Origin of the sequence: Pseudomonas sp. Gutcm_11s, assembly GCF_028649395.1 — a bacterium.
In the GTDB taxonomy this organism is placed as follows: domain Bacteria; phylum Pseudomonadota; class Gammaproteobacteria; order Pseudomonadales; family Pseudomonadaceae; genus Aquipseudomonas.
Genome location: NZ_JAQSUW010000017.1, coordinates 70,161 through 87,943 on the forward strand (window position 1 = coordinate 70,161; position 17,783 = coordinate 87,943).

Annotated in this window: 18 protein-coding genes; 4 read left to right on the plus strand and 14 right to left on the minus strand. The window is 66.5% G+C overall.

Going from position 1 to position 17,783, the window contains the following annotated elements:
• Window positions 1-146: 146 nt before the first annotated feature.
• From PTT45_RS18800 to glyQ, 10 genes are all read right to left on the minus strand, one after another.
• Complete coding sequence (locus tag PTT45_RS18800; RefSeq protein WP_273815392.1) at window positions 147-1,079, minus strand: phosphatidate cytidylyltransferase; 933 nt, start codon at window positions 1,077-1,079, stop codon at window positions 147-149.
• Window position 1,080: 1 nt separating this feature from the next.
• Window positions 1,081-1,704 (minus strand): lysophospholipid acyltransferase family protein, encoded by a 624-nt coding sequence (locus PTT45_RS18805; protein WP_273815394.1) that lies wholly within the window; start codon window positions 1,702-1,704, stop codon window positions 1,081-1,083.
• A 13-nt stretch (window positions 1,705-1,717) separates the two neighbouring features.
• The gene (locus PTT45_RS18810) at window positions 1,718-2,173 is read right to left on the minus strand and encodes a hypothetical protein (protein ID WP_273815396.1); all 456 of its coding nucleotides are present in this window, start codon (window positions 2,171-2,173) and stop codon (window positions 1,718-1,720) included.
• On the minus strand, window positions 2,163-3,500 hold the full coding sequence (locus tag PTT45_RS18815; RefSeq protein ID WP_273815398.1) for a phosphatase PAP2/dual specificity phosphatase family protein: 1,338 nt from the start codon (window positions 3,498-3,500) through the stop codon (window positions 2,163-2,165). Before PTT45_RS18815 ends, PTT45_RS18810 begins: the two co-directional genes overlap by 11 nt.
• Window positions 3,500-5,254 carry a bifunctional alpha/beta hydrolase/class I SAM-dependent methyltransferase gene (locus tag PTT45_RS18820; RefSeq protein WP_273815400.1) on the minus strand — a complete coding sequence of 585 codons (1,755 nt, stop codon included), beginning with the start codon at window positions 5,252-5,254 and terminating at the stop codon, window positions 3,500-3,502. The genes PTT45_RS18815 and PTT45_RS18820 overlap by 1 nt, the downstream gene beginning before the upstream one ends.
• A gap of 10 nt (window positions 5,255-5,264) precedes the next feature.
• Entirely contained in the window at window positions 5,265-5,888 is a 624-nt protein-coding gene (locus tag PTT45_RS18825) for a CDP-alcohol phosphatidyltransferase family protein (protein WP_273815402.1), read from the minus strand.
• 209 nt (window positions 5,889-6,097) lie between these two features.
• A complete protein-coding gene (locus PTT45_RS18830; RefSeq protein ID WP_273815403.1) occupies window positions 6,098-6,871 on the minus strand; it encodes a lysophospholipid acyltransferase family protein in 774 nt (257 codons plus the stop codon).
• A gap of 15 nt (window positions 6,872-6,886) precedes the next feature.
• Entirely contained in the window at window positions 6,887-7,417 is a 531-nt protein-coding gene (gmhB, locus tag PTT45_RS18835; protein ID WP_273815405.1) for a D-glycero-beta-D-manno-heptose 1,7-bisphosphate 7-phosphatase, read from the minus strand.
• Between the two features lie 46 nt (window positions 7,418-7,463).
• Window positions 7,464-9,518, minus strand: a complete 2,055-nt coding sequence (gene glyS, locus PTT45_RS18840; RefSeq protein ID WP_273815409.1) for a glycine--tRNA ligase subunit beta — start codon at window positions 9,516-9,518, stop codon at window positions 7,464-7,466.
• Window positions 9,518-10,465, minus strand: a complete 948-nt coding sequence (glyQ, locus tag PTT45_RS18845) for a glycine--tRNA ligase subunit alpha (RefSeq protein WP_273815411.1) — start codon at window positions 10,463-10,465, stop codon at window positions 9,518-9,520. Before glyQ ends, glyS begins: the two co-directional genes overlap by 1 nt.
• A gap of 171 nt (window positions 10,466-10,636) precedes the next feature.
• Between glyQ and PTT45_RS18850 the strand changes: the two genes are divergently transcribed.
• From PTT45_RS18850 to PTT45_RS18865, 4 genes are all read left to right on the plus strand, one after another.
• Entirely contained in the window at window positions 10,637-11,854 is a 1,218-nt protein-coding gene (locus PTT45_RS18850; protein WP_273815412.1) for a class I SAM-dependent methyltransferase, read from the plus strand.
• An 88-nt stretch (window positions 11,855-11,942) separates the two neighbouring features.
• Window positions 11,943-12,500 (plus strand): DNA-3-methyladenine glycosylase I, encoded by a 558-nt coding sequence (locus PTT45_RS18855; RefSeq protein WP_273815413.1) that lies wholly within the window; start codon window positions 11,943-11,945, stop codon window positions 12,498-12,500.
• A 78-nt stretch (window positions 12,501-12,578) separates the two neighbouring features.
• On the plus strand, window positions 12,579-13,466 hold the full coding sequence (locus PTT45_RS18860; protein WP_273815415.1) for a lysophospholipid acyltransferase: 888 nt from the start codon (window positions 12,579-12,581) through the stop codon (window positions 13,464-13,466).
• A 63-nt stretch (window positions 13,467-13,529) separates the two neighbouring features.
• Window positions 13,530-13,802 (plus strand): PilZ domain-containing protein, encoded by a 273-nt coding sequence (locus PTT45_RS18865; RefSeq protein WP_273815417.1) that lies wholly within the window; start codon window positions 13,530-13,532, stop codon window positions 13,800-13,802.
• Here PTT45_RS18865 and PTT45_RS18870 read toward each other — a convergent pair.
• Genes PTT45_RS18870 through fmt form a run of 4 tightly spaced genes read right to left on the minus strand, consistent with a single transcriptional unit; the run spans window position 13,799 to window position 17,779 of the window.
• A complete protein-coding gene (locus PTT45_RS18870; protein ID WP_273815418.1) occupies window positions 13,799-14,131 on the minus strand; it encodes a tetratricopeptide repeat protein in 333 nt (110 codons plus the stop codon). The genes PTT45_RS18865 and PTT45_RS18870 overlap by 4 nt on opposite strands.
• Before the next feature lie 19 nt (window positions 14,132-14,150).
• Complete coding sequence (gene trkA / locus PTT45_RS18875; protein WP_273815420.1) at window positions 14,151-15,524, minus strand: Trk system potassium transporter TrkA; 1,374 nt, start codon at window positions 15,522-15,524, stop codon at window positions 14,151-14,153.
• A gap of 12 nt (window positions 15,525-15,536) precedes the next feature.
• On the minus strand, window positions 15,537-16,850 hold the full coding sequence (gene rsmB / locus PTT45_RS18880) for a 16S rRNA (cytosine(967)-C(5))-methyltransferase RsmB (RefSeq protein WP_273815421.1): 1,314 nt from the start codon (window positions 16,848-16,850) through the stop codon (window positions 15,537-15,539).
• Entirely contained in the window at window positions 16,847-17,779 is a 933-nt protein-coding gene (gene fmt / locus PTT45_RS18885) for a methionyl-tRNA formyltransferase (RefSeq protein WP_273815423.1), read from the minus strand. Before fmt ends, rsmB begins: the two co-directional genes overlap by 4 nt.
• Window positions 17,780-17,783: the final 4 nt, after the last annotated feature.

A 17,783-nucleotide genomic window follows, 5' to 3' on the forward strand; every position in this document is an offset into this window, starting at 1 on the left:
GCGACTAATCTGCACACACCTGCCAGGAATTGGATGTCCCGGGTCATGGAAGACAGACCGCGCCAGGATGGCAAACGACAGGATGTCGGAAGGTCTTGAAGAACCCGCCTCGGCGGGTTTTTTTATTGCCTGCGAAAAGGTGGGCCTCAGGCCCACCAGTAGCGTACGAAGTGGAAGAAGATCGGCGCGGCGAAACACACCGAGTCCATGCGGTCGAGCATGCCGCCGTGACCTTCGATCATGTGGCCCCAGTCCTTCACCCCGCGATCGCGTTTGATCGCCGACATCACCAGGCCGCCGGCAAAGCCCAGCAGGTTGACGGTCAGCGCCATCAGCGCGGCCTGCCAGAAGCTGAACGGGGTGATCCAGAACAGCGAGGCGCCGACCAGGCTGGCCAGGGCCACGCCGCCGACGAAGCCTTCCACTGTCTTCGACGGCGACAGCTTGGGCGCGATCTTGCGCTTGCCGGCCAGCTTGCCGCAGACGTACTGCAGCACGTCAGACAGCTGCACGACGATGATCAGCCAGGCGATCAGCAGCAGGTTGCGGCCCTCGTAGCCGGGAATGTCCAGGGTCAGCAGCGCCGGCACCGCGGACACGCAGTACACCGCAATCATCAGCCCCCACTGCACTTCCGAGGCGCGCTCAAGGAAGCGCGTGGTATCGCCGGCCAGCGAGGCGAGGATCGGCAGCAGGAGGAACAGGTAGACCGGGATGAAGATGGCGAACAGACCGTACCAGTCCAGGGCTATCAGCAGGTACTGCATCGGCAACGCAAAGTAGAAGGCCGCCACCAACGCCGGGTAGTCGCTGCGCCGGGTCGGCGTCAGGGTGAGGAACTCGCGAAGGGCGTAGAACGATACGAAGTAGAACAGCAGTACTACGCCGTTGTTGCCGAATAGGAAGGCAACGCCGATGACGAGCACCATGACCCACCAGGCATCGATCCGTGCATTGAGGTTCTCGATTACCGCGTTGGGGACGTCACCGGCCCGCTTGCGCAGGATGCGGGCGATCAGGGTGGCGATCAGCAGTACGGCGCCGATGCCGGCGAACAGCAGGATTGTGTTGCGATCCATCTCAGACTACCTCCGGGGCCAGTTCCAGCAGGGCGTTGCGGGCGCGTTCGAGGAAGGCGGCCTTGTCTTCGTCCTCCACGCGCTGCAGCGGCGCACCGAAGCTCAGGGTGCACAGCAGCGGCAGCGGTAGCGCCCTGCCCTTGGGCATCACCCGGTTGAGGTTGGCGATCCACACCGGGACCAGCTCCACCTCGTGCTTGGCTTGGGCCAGGTGGAACAGGCCGCTCTTGAACGGCAGCAGTTGTTCCTCGGTGAGGTTGCGCGTGCCCTCGGGGAAGATGATCAGCGAGTCGCCCTGGTCCAGCGCCTCGAGCATCGACTGCAGCGGGTTGGTCTGTGGCGAGCGCTGCTCGCGGTCGACCAGCACGCCGTTGAACACGTCGCGGATCAGGAAGCGGCGCAGGTCGCTACTCATCCAGTAGTCGGAGCCGGCCACCGGGCGGGTGCGCCGGCGTAGCTCCGGCGGCAGCGAGGCCCACAGCAGGACGAAGTCGCCGTGGCTGCTGTGGTTGGCGTAGTACAGGCGTTGCACCGGTTGGGCCGTGCAGCCCAGCCAGAGGGCGCGTGCGCCGGTCAGCAGGCGGGCTGCCGAGGTGATGGCGAAGGCGGTGATCGAAGCGAGCATGGATATGACTCCTTTATCCAGCCAGGGAAAGCCAGGGGGCGGCGAGAAGGATGGCCAGGGCCAGCAGCAGTTGCGCGACCAGCCAGGCGGCCTGCAGGCGCAGTAGGCGCAGGGCGCCGCGGCTGCGTTCCTGCCAGTCACGTGGCTGGGCAGCAGCGGGCTGCAGGCCGAGAACCTGCAGCGCCTGGTCCAGGTCGGTGGTGTGTTCGGCAAGACGCGTCGCATCGTTGGCCAGGCGGACGAACAGTTCGGCATCCAGCGCCACGCGGATGGCCCAGTACTTCTGCGCCAGGCCGAGCATCACCAGCAGGCCGCAGAGGACGCCGCTGGCGGCGCTGGGTGGCGCACCGAGCAGCGGTGCCAGGCCGTAGGCGAGGGCGAGCAGGGTCAGCGCGTTGGACAGTAGATCCAGGCCTCGACCGCGACGCAGCAGGCCGGCGACCAGGGCGAGTTGCATCTCAGAGGCCATGCGCCACCTCCAGGCTCGCGGCTGATTGCAGCAGACCCTGCAGCGCCTGGCGCTGCGCTTCGCCCAGCACGATCTGCGGGCGTGCGGCGCGAATCAGCTCGATGGCCTGCTCCACGTTACTGGCGCGGCCGCTGTGCAGCAGCCAGGCGGCGACCAGGGTGGCGCTGCGCGAGTAGCCGAGGGCGCAGCAGACCAGCAGCGGGCCTTGCTCGCGCAACTCCTCGATCAGCGCCGCGCCTTGGCGGCAGGCCTCGGTATCGGGGGCGACCAGGTCCAGCAGCGGCAGGCTGCGATAGGCCTTGCCGGGCAGGCGGACCGGCAGCTCGGCACTCAGATCCAGCACGGCGGCGAAGGGTGCAGCTTCCTGCTCGCTCGGTACGCGTCCCAGCCATAGGCCATCCACCACCTGGTCCGGCTGCGGATGCCTGCGCGTCCACAGCCGCGAGTTGATCCAGGCGCCAAGTAGGTAGGGAGCGAGCAGCCAGGTGCTGGCCGAACCGAGCGAGCCGTCGGCGCGCTTCTGGAAGCCGACCGCGCCGAACAGCGCGTAGTTCAGGGCGACCAGCAACAGCGAAGCGCAGGGCCACAGCAGCCACAGCCAGGCGCCACCGAGGTTTACCGCCAGGGATGCGCAGATGACACTGCCCAGTCCATAGCGCAGGGCCAGGCGCCAGCGCTGCGGCTCGCGCGCCAGGCGCAGCTGCTGCAGTGGGCTGCGCCCTTCGACCGGCCATAGCCACACGCACAGCCAGCCGGCCAGGGCGCCGGTAGGCACGTCGATGAAGTGGTGTTGCCAGGTAGTCAGCACCGACAGGCCGATCAGCGCCATCCAGCCGTGCAACAGGCCGCGCAGCAGCACGCCGCGGGTGTGCCGGGCGAACATCACCCAGATCACCACCAGCAGCGCGATATGCAGCGAGGGTGCCTGGTTGAACGGTTTGTCGAAGCCCATCAGCACATCGAACATCCAGCCGAAGAAGCCGCTCAGCTCGGGGCGTTCGAAGGTGAAGCGCAATGGCCAGAGCAGGAAGCAGGCGATGCAGATCAGCTGGGTGCTGAGCAGGCGCAGGGCATGCCTATCCATCTCCCGGCGCGTGGCTGGAAGCAGGAAGGACAGACCGTAGAGCAGGTCGATCGACCAGTAGGGCACGATGGTCCAGGCCCACAGCGGCGTCGCGCTTTCCCAGGCGAACACCAGGCTGCCGACGTCGTCGCGCTGTGCGGTGAACCAGTTGGCGAAGCCGTAGCTGGCGAAGAACAACGGGGCCAGCAGCAATAGCCAGAGAACCCCGCGCTTCCACAATCCGGTCTCGCGGGCGACCTGCATCAGGACACCCGCTGGGCCAGGGACACGCTGAAGATGCCCCACTCGTCGATGCGCTGTTCCAGTTTACGGAAGCCGGCGGCCTCCACCAACTGGTCCATCTCTGCCTGGCTGCGCCGACGCATGACCCAGGCCTGGCCTTGGCGGTGGCTGGTCAGGGCGCGGGCGATCAGCTCCAGCTGTGGATGCCAGGGCTGGCCGGTGTAGACCAGGTAGCCGCCCTCCTCGACCGCTGCGGCCAGGCCGGCCAGCGAGTCGCCGACCATCTGGTTGCTGCCGAACAGCTCATACAGGCCGGAGACCACTGCCAGGGTCGGCTTGGGATCGAGGGCGGCGAGATCGGCCTTGTCGAAGGCGTCGCCTTTGACGAAGCGGGCGATGTCACCCAGGCCTTTCTGCTCGATCAGCGCGCTGCCGTCGCGCACGTTGATCTCGCTGTAGTCGCGTAGCAGGATCGAGTCCGGCTTGTGCTCCAGGCCCTGCAGCGACTCGAGGATGTAGCGGCCATGGCCGGCGGCGATATCGACGATGCGCACGCCCTTGCCCGTCTCGCGCAGCTTGCCCATGGCCAGGCGCAGCAGCTCCTCGGCATGCACCTTGCGCTGGCGAATACCGCGCCAGCCGATGGAGTTGAGGTAGTTCTGATCGATCATCCGGCCCAGCGCGCTCTTGCCGGATGGCTGGTTGCGATAGACGTAGTCGAGAGTGCTGCCGGAGTCGAAGCCGGTGTCGAAGCCCAGTTTCACCCCGTCGGACAGCCCGCTGCCGAGCTTCAGCCCGGCGCGGGTGGCGCGCCAGTAAAGATCACCGAGGGAATTCTTCGGCAGCGGCGCCGCCAGTTCCTCGGCTTCGGCGCAGGTAGCGCCGAGGCGATCGGCATCCAGCAGCGAGGGACGATTCAGTGGCTCCTCGAAGCTGCGCAGGATAAAGCGCCGTGCACGGCTCAGCGCATGGGCGCGGTCGCGCTCGCCGAGGGTGTCGTGGAAGAAGCCGGGCAGAATGTGCTGCTCCTTGCGCAGGCTGCCCAGGCGCGCGAAAAACTGTTCCTGCGGCTTGCGGTGCACGACGAAGTCGGCGCCGGAGATCAGCAGCTGGGTCGGCACCTGGATCGCCTGGGCGTCGGCCACTACCCGATCCGCTGCGTCATACAGCCCGAGCAGCATGTTCACCGAGATCGGCCGGGTGATCAGCGGGTCGTTCTCGAACGAGGCGATGCGCTCGGGATCGTGGCTGAGGAAGCGCGCCTTGACGTAGCTGTTGACGAAGAAGTTGCCGCGCCACTGGCGCAGCAGCTTCAGGCCCGGACGGGCGAAGGGTACGTAGAGCTTGACCTTGAACGCCGGCGAGGCGAGCACCAGGCAGCGTACTTTCGGCGCATAGTCGTGGGCCCAGGTGCTGATGATCACGGCGCCGACGCTCTGCGCCAGCACGGCCATATCCGTCTGCTCGATGGCGTGCGTCGCGCTGATGTGGTCGAGGAAGGTCTGCACGTCGCGCACGCTGGTGGCGAAGCTCGGGCTGTCGCCACGGGCGCCGGGCGAGAGGCCATGGCCGCGGGCATCCCAGGCGAAGAAGTCGTAGTCGGGCAGGTCCAGCTCGGCGGGCAGGTGGGCCATGCGCCCGCCGTGCTCGTGGCCGCGGTGGAACATCACCACCGCCTTGCGCGGGCCATCGCCGGGCTGAGTGGCCGGCCAGTGGCGATAGAGCAGCTCCACGCCGTCGTGGGTAAGGAAGACAGCCGTCTTGCAGTCGCGCATCGAAATGTCCCTATTCCGAATGAGAGGTTTGCGTTACCTCGGCCAGGCCTTGGCGCACGCGGTTGACCAGGGTCGCCAGCAGTAGCAGCAGGATCACGGCCAGCAGCCCGTTGATCCAAGACGCCGGCAGCAGGCCGCACGCCACACCGGCGCCGAGCACGCCGAAGCAGAAGGCGCGGTCGCTCTTGCCCATGGGGCCGTCGTAGCGGCGCGAGGCGCCGACCATGGGGCCTAGCACGCCGGCGTATTCGCTGATCACCGCCAGCACCACCACCAGCACCACCAGGGTTGGCGAGACGCCGGCGAGCAGGGCAAAGGGCAGGTACAGGGCGCTGTCGGCGACTACGTCACTCAGCTCGTTGAGGTAGGCGCCGAGCTTGGACTGCTGGCCGAACTCGCGGGCCAGCATGCCGTCCACGGCGTTCAGTGCCATGCGTAGCAGCATCCACAGCGGGATCAGGGCGAACAGCCAGGTGTAATGGGGTAGCCAGGCCAGTAGTGCGCCGAGCAGCACGGAGACCACCGCCGCGGCCAGGGTCACCTGGTTGGCGGTGACGCCGCGCGCATGCAGGCGGGTGACGCCGGGGCGCAGCAGATTCTGGAAACGTGGCTTGAGCTGGTAGATCGACGGCATGGAGCGAAAATCCCTTTCACGATGCGTGGTGCGGTTAGCTTAACCGCTTTGCCGGGGCGAGGTTTCGCGCAGAACGTGAGGTGCTGCGCGAAAAACTTATACCCTGCCGAGCCTCTCCTTGGATCTTTGAGTAATTCTATTTAAATCAGTATCTTGCAATCTGTGATGGCACTCTGCTGGTATTTCTTGCACAGCTTATCCACAGATGCTCAGGCGGCGCTGGAGGCGCTCTCCTGGCTCACTTCGGGCACTACACCGCTGATTTCCTGCTGGGTCTGGGCGACCCAGGCGAAGGCGCGCTCGTTGAGTTCGGCGATGGCGCGCGGGCCTTCGCCCTGGGCGTGCATGGCCGGGCCGATCACCACCTGGATGGTGCCCGGGTACTTGGCCCAGCCCTGCTTGGGCCAGAACTCGCCGGCGTTGTGGGCGATCGGCAGCACCGGCAGGCCGGCGTTCACCGCCAGGGCGGCGCCGCCGCGGGAGAACTTGCCGATCTGGCCCGGCGGAATACGCGTGCCTTCGGGGAATACCAGCACCCAGGCGCCCTGCTTGATGCGCTCGTCACCCTGCTTGGCCAGTTGCTTGAGCGCCGCCTTGGGGTTGCTGCGGTCGATGGCGATGGGGCGCAGCATGGCCATGGCCCAGCCGAAGAAGGGGACGTAGAGCAGCTCGCGCTTGACCACCTGCGACAGCGGCTCGAAGAAGGCGGAAAGGAAGAAGGTTTCCCAGGTGCTCTGGTGCTTGGCCAGGATCACGCAGGGCTGCTGCGGGATGTTTTCCAGGCCGTGCACTTCATAGCGGATGCCGACCACCACCTTGGCCAGCCAGGTGGCGCAACTGCACCAGGCCTGCACCACCAGGCGATAGCGGGCACGGAACGGCAGGAAAGGTGCGATGAAGACGCAGAGGATGCACCAGAAGAACGAGCTGGACGACAGCAGCAGGTAGAAGAAGAAGGTTCTGATGGCCTGCACTGTCGTCATGGGACTCGGGCTCTCCTAGAGCAGAAGCTGGTCGGCTATCGCCGCCAGATCATCGAATATCAGGGTTCCCGCTGGCAACGGCTTGGCCAGCGTGCGCTCGCCTTTGCCGGTCTTCACCAGAACGGGTTGGCAATGGACGGCCAGGGCGGCTTCCAGGTCACCCCCGCTGTCGCCGACGAACCACACGCCTGCCAGTTCCGTGCCGTAGTGCGCAGCGATCTGCAGCAACATGCCTGGCTTGGGCTTGCGGCAGTCGCAGCCGTCGTCGGGGCCGTGCGGGCAATGCACGATCAGGCCGACTTCTCCGCCCTGCTCTGCTACCAAATGGCGCAGGCGCGCGTGCATGGACTCCAGCGTGGCCAGGTCGTAATAGCCGCGCGCCAGGCCGGACTGGTTGGTGGCCACGGCCACGGTCCAGCCGCCCTTGCTCAGGCGCGCGATGGCGTCGATGGAGCCGGGGACCGGGATCCATTCGTCGAGGGATTTGATATAGGCGTCGGAGTCTTGGTTGATGACGCCGTCGCGGTCGAGGATCAGCAGTTTCATGCGATTACCAGGGCGACCGGGCGGCGTTGCGCCGCCCGGTAAGCCGTCAGCCCAGCAGGGAGATGTCGGCGACGCCGAGGAACAGGCCGCGCAGCTGGTTGAGCAGCGCGTAGCGGTTGGCGCGCACCGAGGCATCCTCGGCGTTGACCAGGACGGCCTCGAAGAACGCATCCACCGGCTCGCGCAGGGCGGCCAGGCGCTCCAGCGACTCGCGGTAGCAGCGCGCGGCGGCCATCGGTTGCACGGCCTGGGCGGCCTGCTGGATGGCCGAGTACAGGCTGAACTCGGCCGGGTTGTCGAAGTAGTGGGCCTCGGCGCTGGCGGCGACCTGGCCTTCGTACTTGCTCAGCAGGTTGGACACGCGCTTGTTGGCGGCGGCCAGGGCAGCGGCTTCCGGCAGCTTGCGGAAAGCCTGCACGGCCTGCACGCGCTGGTCGAAGTCCAGCGGCGCCGCCGGGCTCAGGGCACGTACGGCCTGGTACACGGCCACTTCCACGCCTTCGTCCTCGTAGCGCGCACGCAGGCGGTCGAAGATGAAGTCCAGTACCTGGCTGGCCAGGCCTTCGGCCTTGACCTTGCCACCGTACAGGCCGACGGCGAAGTTCACCGCCTCGATCAGGTCCAGGTCCAGCTGCTTCTCGATCAGGATGCGCAGCACGCCCAGCGCCGCGCGACGCAGGGCGTAGGGGTCCTTGGAGCCGGTCGGCAGCATGCCGATGCCGAAGATGCCGACCAGGGTGTCGAGCTTGTCGGCCACGGCTACGGCAGCACCGGTGAGGGTCTGCGGCAGCTCGGCGCCGGCGCCACGCGGCATGTACTGCTCGTTCAGCGCCTGGGCCACGTCATCGGCTTCGCCGTCATGCTTGGCGTAGTAGTAGCCGGCGATGCCCTGCATCTCCGGGAACTCGCCGACCATCTCGGTGGCCAGGTCGCACTTGGACAGGATGCCGGCACGCGCGGCGCGGGTGGCGTCGCCACCGATGCGCTCGGCGATGAAGGCGGCGAGCTTGGAGACGCGCTCGGCCTTGTTGAACACGCTGCCGAGCTGGGCCTGGAACACCACGTTGGCCAGGCGCTCGTTGCGCTTCTCCAGCGGCTGGCGCTTGTCCTGCTTGAAGAAGAACTCGGCGTCGGTCAGGCGCGGGCGCACGACTTTCTCGTTACCGGAAACGATCTGCGCCGGGTCTTTCGACTCGATGTTGGCCACGGTGATGAAGCGCGGCAGCAGCTTGCCGTTGCCGTCGACCAGGCAGAAGTACTTCTGGTTGTCCTGCATGGTGGTGATCAGGGCTTCCTGCGGCACGGCGAGGAAGCGCTCCTCGAAGGAGCAGACCAGCGGTACCGGCCACTCGACCAGGGCGCTGACTTCATCGAGCAGGGCTGGCGGGACGATGGCCGTGCCGTTCTCGGCGCGGGCCAGTTCCTCGACGCGGGCGGCGATCTGCTGGCGGCGCTCGGCGAAGTCGGCGACCACGTAGGCGGCGCGCAGGTCCTCGGCGTAGCTGGCCGGGCTGGCAATGGTCACGTCACGGTTGGCGTGGAAGCGGTGGCCGCGCGAGGTACGACCGGCCTTCTGGGCGAGGATCTCGCAATCGACGACCGCATCGCCGAACAGCATCACCAGCCACTGGGTCGGACGCACGAACTCGTCCTTGCGCGCGGCCCAGCGCATGCGTTTGGGGATCGGCAGGTCGTTCAGCGAAGCCTCGACGATGCCTGGCAGCAGGCCGGCGGCCGGCTGGCCGGCGATCGACTGGCTGAACTTCAGTTTCGGCCCGCTCTGATCGATCTGGCTCAGCTCGACGCCACACTTCTTGGCGAAGCCGAGAGCGGCCTGGGTCGGGTTGCCGTCCTTGTCGAAGGCAGCCTGCACGGGCGGGCCGTCGAGGTTGACGGTGCGGTCCGGCTGCTGCGCGGCGAGTTGCTCGACCAGCACGGCCAGGCGGCGCGGCGCGGCGTAGAAACGCGCGGTGGCGTAGTTTAGACCGGCGGCCTTGAGGCCTTTTTCCACACCGGCGAGGAAGGCTTCGCCGAGGCTCTTCAGGGCCTTCGGTGGCAGCTCTTCGGTGCCCAGCTCAACCAGAAAATCCTGAGCACTCATTATTCGGCCTCCTTCAGCTGAGCCAGCACTTCATCACGCAGTTCCGGGGTGGCCATCGGGAAACCGAGCTTGGCGCGGGCCAGCAGGTAGCTCTGGGCGATATTCCGCGACAGCGTGCGCACGCGCAGGATGTACTGCTGACGCGCGGTCACCGAGATGGCGCGGCGGGCGTCGAGCAGGTTGAAGCTGTGCGAGGCCTTGATCACCATTTCGTAGGCCGGCAGCGGCAGCTGCAGCTCCATCAGGCGGTTGGCCTCTGACTCGTAGAAGTCGAACAGGTCGAACAGCTTGTCGACGTTGGCGTGCTCGAAGTTGAAGGTGGACTGCTCCACTTCGTTCTGGTGGAACACGTCGCCGTAGGTGACCTTGCCGAACGGGCCGTCGGAGTAGACCAGGTCATACACCGAGTCGACGCCCTGCAGGTACATGGCCAGGCGCTCGAGACCGTAGGTGATCTCGCCGGTGACCGGGTAGCACTCGACGCCGCCGACCTGCTGGAAGTAGGTGAACTGGGTGACTTCCATGCCGTTCAGCCAGACTTCCCAGCCCAGGCCCCAGGCGCCGAGGGTCGGCGATTCCCAGTTGTCCTCGACGAAGCGGATGTCGTGCACCAGGGTGTCGACGCCGATGCGGCGCAGCGACTCCAGGTACAGGTCCTGGATGTTCTCCGGGTTCGGCTTGAGTACCACCTGGAACTGGTAGTAGTGCTGCAGGCGGTTGGGGTTCTCGCCGTACCGGCCGTCGGCCGGGCGGCGCGAGGGCTGCACGTAGGCGGCGTTCCAGGTCTCCGGACCGATGGCGCGCAGGAAGGTGGCGGTGTGGAAGGTACCGGCACCCATCTCCATGTCGTAGGGTTGCAGGATCACGCAGCCTTGCTCGGCCCAATAGCTTTGCAGGGCGAGGATCAGGCCTTGGAAGGTGCTCACGTCGGGCGTTGTTTGGCTCACGAATTCCACCGGTGTCGAGGCATTTGCATAAAGCCGCGCAGTATACCCGATCAACCCCGCGCGGGAGGTGGCGGCAGGCGTACTCCGTCAGCCCTGCGCGCGTGGACGCCGCGTACCCTGTAGCATTACTGCCCCTTGCCGGTCTCGGCAGCGCTTATTCAGGCCTTTTTCATGTCAGTCGAATCCCTGCCTTCCGCCGCCACTGCCGCCCGCGACGAGTTTCTTGCCCTGCTGGAAACCAGCGTGGTGCAGAACACCTTGGTCAAGCTGCTGCTGAGCAAGTACCAGGGCGAGGAAGCCGAGCTGCAGCGTCTGACCATTCGTCCGGTCACGGTCAAAGGCCAGGCCTGCCTGTCGTTCGTCTCCACCTACAAGACCCGCGACCTGACCAAGAACCTGCCGGTTGCTGAAGCCCTGGCACATATCGCCAGCCTGCTGCCGGCGGCGTTCAAGAATGCCCACCTGCTGTCGCTGACCGAGGACGTGCAGCTGACCTTCGGCAAGAAGGAAAAGGCGCGCCTGTTCGTCGGCAAGGCGGTCGAGCGAGAGGCGCCGGCCGCCGGCCATGACCGCGAGAAGAAGCGTTTTCTCGAACTGAGCCGGCCGTTTCTCACCGATCTAGGGGTGACTACCGCCAAGCACGAGCTGGTACCGGCGATGGCGCGCAAGTGGAAGCAGATCAACAAGTTCATCGAGGTGTTTTCCCACGCCCTGAGCCACTCGCCGCTGCAGCAGCGTGATCCGCAGCTGCCGATTCACGCCGTCGACTTCGGCTCGGGCAAGGGCTACCTGACCTTCGCCATGCACGACTACCTGCGCAACAGCCTGGGCCTGCAGGGCCAGGTGACTGGCGTGGAACTGCGCGAAGACATGGTGCGCCTGGGCAACACCGCGGCGGCCCGCCTGGAGCAGCCGGGGCTGCGCTTCGAGCATGGCGACGTGCGTACCTACACCCCGGCCGCCATCGACGTGATGATCGCCCTGCACGCCTGCGACGTGGCCACCGACTATGCCCTGCATCTGGGCATTCGCAGCGACGCGGCGATCATCATGTGCTCGCCCTGCTGCCACAAACAGATCCGCCCGCAGATGCACATGCCGGCCATGCTCAAGCCCATGCTGCAGTACGGCGTGCACCTGGGCCAGGAAGCCGAGATGGTCACTGACAGCCTGCGCGCCCTGCTGCTGGAAGCCAGCGGCTATGAAACCAAGGTGTTCGAGTTCGTCTCCCTGGAACACACCAACAAGAACAAGATGATTCTTGCGGTGAAGCGCCCCGAGCCGGTGGAGCCGAGCGCGCTGTTGGAGAATATCCAGGGCATCAAGCAGTTCTACGGAATTCAGGAGCACTGCCTGGAAAGCCTGCTGCGGGCCGACGGGCGTCTGTAACGGCGCTGCCTTTGGCCTACGCCAAGGTGCGGTGCAACGGCAAATCCGGGCATAGTTGGGCTTCTTCTTTCCCAGGATGGTGAACACCATGCCCCGCTGCTTCTGGTGCAACGACGACCCGCTGTACATCGCCTACCACGACGAGGAATGGGGCGTGCCGCAGCGCGACCCGCAGTGGCTGTTCGAGATGCTGTTGCTGGAAGGCTTCCAGGCCGGGCTGTCGTGGATCACCGTGCTGAAGAAGCGCGAGCGCTATCGCCAGGTGCTGTTCGGTTTCGATGCCGAGCGCCTGGCGGTGATGACCGACGAGGAAATCGAGGAGCGCATGCAGGACGCCGGCATCATCCGCAACCGCCTGAAACTGCAGGCCGCGCGCAAGAACGCGCGGGCCTGGCTCAAGCTGGAGGACCCGGCCACGCTGCTCTGGTCCTTCGTCGGCGGTGCGCCGAAGATCAATCAGTTCAGCGGTCGCGGCGATGTACCGGCGGTGACGCCCGAGGCCGAGGCGATGAGCAAGGCGCTGAAGAAGCTGGGCTTCACCTTCGTCGGCCCGACCATCTGCTACGCCTACATGCAGGCGGCGGGCATGGTCATGGACCACACTCGCGACTGCGATCGTTACCGCGCCCTCGGCGGCGCCGGCTGAGGCCGCCAGCGCGGGTAGGCTGATCCCGGCGGGCGCAGCCGTTACAATGCCGGCCCAGCCAATTTTCAGGAGTCTTCCGTGGAGAAGCTCAAAGGTGCCCTGGTCGTCGGTTTCCTGCGTCTGTTCGCCCTGCTGCCCTGGCGCGCGGTGCAGGCGGTGGGCAATGCCATCGGCTGGCTGATGTGGAAGCTGCCCAATGGTTCGCGCGAGGTAGTGCGGATCAACCTGAGCAAGTGCTTCCCCGAGCTGGACAAGGCGGCGCTGGACCGCCTGACCGAGCAGAGCCTCAAGGACATCGCCAAGACCCTGACCGAGAGCGCCTGCGCCTGGATCTGGCCGGCGGAGAAGTCGCTCAAGCTGGTGCGCGAGGTGGAAGGCCTGGACGTGCTGCAGCAGGCGCTGGCCTCCGGCAAGGGCGTGGTCGGCATCACCAGCCACCTGGGCAACTGGGAAGTGCTCAACCACTTCTACTGCAGCCAGTGCAAACCGATCATTTTCTATCGTCCGCCGAAGCTCAAGGCAGTGGACGAGCTGCTGCAGAAGCAGCGCGTGCAGATGGGCAATCGCGTCGCCCCGTCGACCAAGGAAGGCATCCTCAGCGTGATCAAGGAAGTGCGCCGCGGTGGTGCCGTGGGCATTCCGGCGGACCCTGAGCCGAGCCGCTCCAGCGGCGTATTCGTGCCTTTCCTCGGCACCACGGCGCTGACCAGCAAGTTCGTGCCCGGCATGCTCGCCGGCGGCAAGGCTGTCGGCGTGTTCCTGCATGCCCTGCGCCTGCCCGATGGCAGCGGCTACAAGGTGATACTCGAAGCCGCCCCCGAAGGCATGTACAGCGAGAGCGTGGAAGAAGGTGTGGCAGCCATGAGCCAGGTGGTCGAGCGCTACGTGCGCGCCTACCCCAGCCAGTACATGTGGAGCATGAAGCGTTTCAAGAAGCGCCCGGACGGCGAGCAGAAATGGTATTGATGCGCGAGCGCTTAGCCTTTACCGTCTGAGCACTCAACTTTCAGCCACGCAAACGGGATGGGCATGGACGACAACAAGCGCGAGCACAAGCGGACACCGCTCAAGGTCCAGCTGCGCATCGACCATCCGGTGCATGGCCAGATGCTGGTGACCACCCGCGACATTTCCGACAGCGGCGTGTTCGTGGTGATCGACGAGGCGCAGAGCCTGTTGCAGATCGGTGAAGTGGTCAGCGGCCAGGTCCAGGGCCTGCCGATTCCGGCTCCGGTGGTGCAGATGCAGGTGGTGCGCTTCGAGCCCAGCGGCGTGGCGCTGATCTTCCAGCGCGAGGACTAGCTGCTCGCGGTTCCCGCGGCCTTCTCCAGGCGGCGCAGAAACACCGTCATTTCCTTCTCGGTCTGCTTGTCGCCACGCTTGCGCGCCACTTCCAGGCCGTTGTGCCAGGCCTGGCGCGCCTCTTCCAGCATGCCCTGGCGCTGACACGCCTGCCCCAGCAGCTTCCACGCCGCCGAATAGTTGGGGTCGAAGCCCAAACACTTCTGCAGATGCTCGGCGGCCGCGTCGGGTTGGTTGCCGTCGAGGTAGGCCTTGCCCAGGCCGAAGCGCAGCAGGGCGTTGTCCACCCCGCGGGCCAGCAGTTTTTCCAGGGAGTCCGGCGTGGTCATGCCAGGGGCGCCTCGTGGTTCAGAAGAAGGTCAGACCGACCTGGAACAGGCGCTCCACGTCGCGGATGTACTTCTTGTCGACGAGGAACAGTATCACGTGGTCGCCGGATGCGATGACGGTGTCGTCGTGGGCGATCAGCACTTCCTCGTCACGAATCACCGCGCCGATGGTGGTGCCTGGCGGCAGGGCGATCTCTTCGATCATTTTGCCGACCACCTTGCTCGAGCGGGCGTCACCATGGGCGATGGCCTCGATGGCCTCGGCCGCACCACGGCGCAGGCTGTGCACGCTCTCGATGTCGCCGCGGCGCACGTGGGTCAGCAGGGTGCCGATGGTGGCCAGCTGGGGACTGATGGCGATGTCGATATCGCCGCCCTGGACCAGATCGACGTAGGCCGGGTTGTTGATGATGGTCATCACCTTGCGCGCGCCCAGGCGCTTGGCCAGCAGCGAGGACATGATGTTGGCCTCGTCGTCGTTGGTCAGGGCCAGGAAGATGTCCGCCTCGTTGATGTTCTCTTCCACCAGCAGGTCGCGGTCGGAAGCGCTGCCCTGCAGCACGATGGTGCTTTCCAGGTTGTCCGAGAGGTAGCGGCAGCGCGCCGGGTTCATCTCGATGATCTTCACCTGGTAGCGGCTCTCGATGGCCTCGGCCAGGCGCTCGCCGATATGCCCGCCGCCGGCAATGACGATGCGCTTGTAGCTGTCTTCCATGCGCCGCAGCTCGCTCATCACCGCGCGGATGTGGGCCTTGGCGGCGATGAAGAACACCTCGTCGTCCGCTTCGATCACCGTGTCGCCCTGCGGCATGATCGGCCGGTTGCGGCGGAAGATCGCGGCGACGCGGGTGTCGACGTTGGGCATGTGCTCGCGCAGCTGGCGCAGCTGCTGGCCGACCAGCGGGCCGCCGTAGTAGGCCTTGACCGCCACCAGCTGGGCCTTGCCCTCGGCGAAGTCGATCACCTGCAGGGCGCCGGGGTATTCGATCAGGCGCTTGATGTAGTTGGTCACCACCTGCTCGGGGCTGATCAGTACATCGACCGGGATGGCCTCATTGTCGAACAGCGCCTCGCGGGTCAGGTAGGCCGACTCGCGCACCCGGGCGATCTTGGTCGGCGTGTGGAACAGGGTGTAGGCGACCTGGCAGGCGACCATGTTGGTCTCGTCGCTGTTGGTCACCGCCACCAGCATGTCGGCGTCGTCGGCGCCGGCCTGGCGCAGCACGGTGGGGAAGGAGCCACGGCCGACCACGGTGCGGATGTCCAGGCGGTCGCCGAGGTCGCGCAGGCGATCGCCGTCGGTGTCGACCACGGTGATGTCGTTGGCCTCGCTGGCCAGGTGCTCCGCCAGGGTGCCGCCGACCTGCCCTGCGCCGAGAATGATGATCTTCATGCGGTTCCGTCCTCAGCCGCGCGGTGCCGCGGCGATCTTGATCAGCTTGGCATAGTAGAAGCCGTCGTGGCCGTCGACCTGTGGCAGCAGCTGGCGGCCATGGGCCTGCTTGAGGCCGAAGGCGCCGGCGATATCCAGTTCACGCGCGCCTGGTGTACGGGCGAGGAAGGCGGCGATGTTGTCGCGATTCTCCTCCGGCAGCACCGAGCAGGTGGCGTAGAGCAGCACGCCGCCGACCTCCAGGGTTGGCCACAGGGCATCGAGCAACTCGCCCTGCAGTTTGGCCAGCGCGGTGATGTCGTCAGCCTGGCGAGTCAGTTTGATGTCCGGGTGGCGGCGGATCACCCCGGTTGCCGAGCACGGCGCGTCGAGCAGGATGCGCTGGAACGGCTTGCCGTCCCACCAAGTGGCCACGTCGCGGCCGTCGGCGGCGATCAGGGTGGCCTGCAAGTGCAGACGGTCGAGGTTCTCCTGCACCCGCGCCAGGCGTGCCGGTTCCAGGTCCAGGGCAATGGTCTCTTTCAGTCCCGGCTCGGCCTCGAGCAGGTGGCAGGTCTTGCCGCCGGGCGCGGCGCAGGCGTCGAGCACACGTTGGCCGGGGGCCAGATCGAGCAGGTCGGCGGCCAGCTGTGCGGCCTCGTCCTGCACGCTGACGCGGCCGTCCATGAAGCCCGGCAGGGTCTTCACATCGCAGGGTTGCAGCAGGCGGATGCCGTCGCGGCTGAAGGGGCAGGGTTCGGCTTCGATGCCGGCGCTACGCAGTTCGGCGAGGTAGGCATCGCGGCTGCCGTGACGGCGATTGACCCGCAGCAGCAGCGGCGGATGCTCGTTGTTGGCGGCGCAGATGGCCTGCCAATGCTCGGGCCAGTCGGCCTTCAGGCGCTTCTGCAGCCAGCGCGGGTGAGCGGTGTGCAGCACCGGGTCGCGATCCAGTTCGGTGAACAGTGCCTCGTGATCGCGCTGGGCATTGCGCAGCACGCCGTTGAGCAGACCCTTGAGCGAGGACTTCTTCAGCTTGTCGACGCAGGCCACCGTCTCGCCGATGGCCGCATGGGCCGGGATGCGGGTGTGCAGCAGCTGGTACAGGCCGACCAGCAGCAGGGCCTCGACGTCGCGGTCGGCGGCCTTGAACGGCTTCTGCAGCAGTTTCTCGGCGAGCAGCGCCAGGCGCGGTTGCCAGCGTGCGGTGCCGAAGGCCAGGTCCTGGGCCAGTCCGCGGTCACGCAACTCGACCCTGTCCAGCAGTGGCGGCAGGCTGCTGCCGAGCGAGGCCTTACCGTTGAGTACGGCGGCGAGGGCGCGAGCGGCGGCCAGGCGTGGGTTCATTGACCGAGCACCAGGCCGGGGGCGAACTGCTCGCGGCGGCTGTTGTACAGGTCGGTGAAGGCCAGTGGCTTGCCACCTGGCAGCTGCAGGCGGGTCAGGCGCAGAGCGCCTTCGCCGCAGGCGATTGTCAGGCCACTCTTGTCGGCGGCGAGCACGGTACCCGGCGCGCCGTTGCCCTCGCCCAGTTGCGCGGCCAGCACTTTCAGCGGTTCGCCATTCAGCGTGCTGTGGCAGATCGGCCAGGGGTTGAAGGCACGCACCAGGCGCTCCAGCTCTTTGGCCGGGCGGCTCCAGTCGAGGCGTGCCTCGTCCTTGTTCAGCTTGTGGGCGTAGGTGGCCAGGCTGTCGTCCTGCACTTCGCCTTTGAGCTCGCCAGCGGCGAGCTTGGTGATTGCCTCGACCACGGCAGCCGAGCCTAGCTGCGCCAGACGGTCGTGCAGGCTGCCACCGGTGTCGTCGGCGGTGATGGTAGTGCTGACCTTGAGCAGCATGGGGCCGGTGTCCAGGCCGGCTTCCATCTGCATCACGGTGACGCCGCTGCTGGCATCGCCGGCCTGCACCGCGCGCTGGATCGGCGCCGCACCGCGCCAGCGTGGCAACAGCGAGGCATGGCTGTTGATGCAGCCCAGGCGTGGGGTGTCGAGCGCCACCTGTGGCAGAATCAGGCCGTAGGCGACCACCACCATCAGGTCTGCATTCAGGGTTGCCAGTTCGGCCTGGGCCGCTGGATCGCGCAGGGTCTGCGGCTGGTACACGGCAATTCCGTGCTGCAGTGCCAGCTGCTTCACTGGGCTGGGCATCAGTTTCTGCCCGCGGCCGGCCGGGCGGTCCGGCTGGGTGTACACGGCGACGATGTCACGGCCTGCGTCGAGCAGGGCCTGCAGGTGGCTGGCGGCGAATTCCGGGGTGCCGGCAAAGACGATGCGCATGATT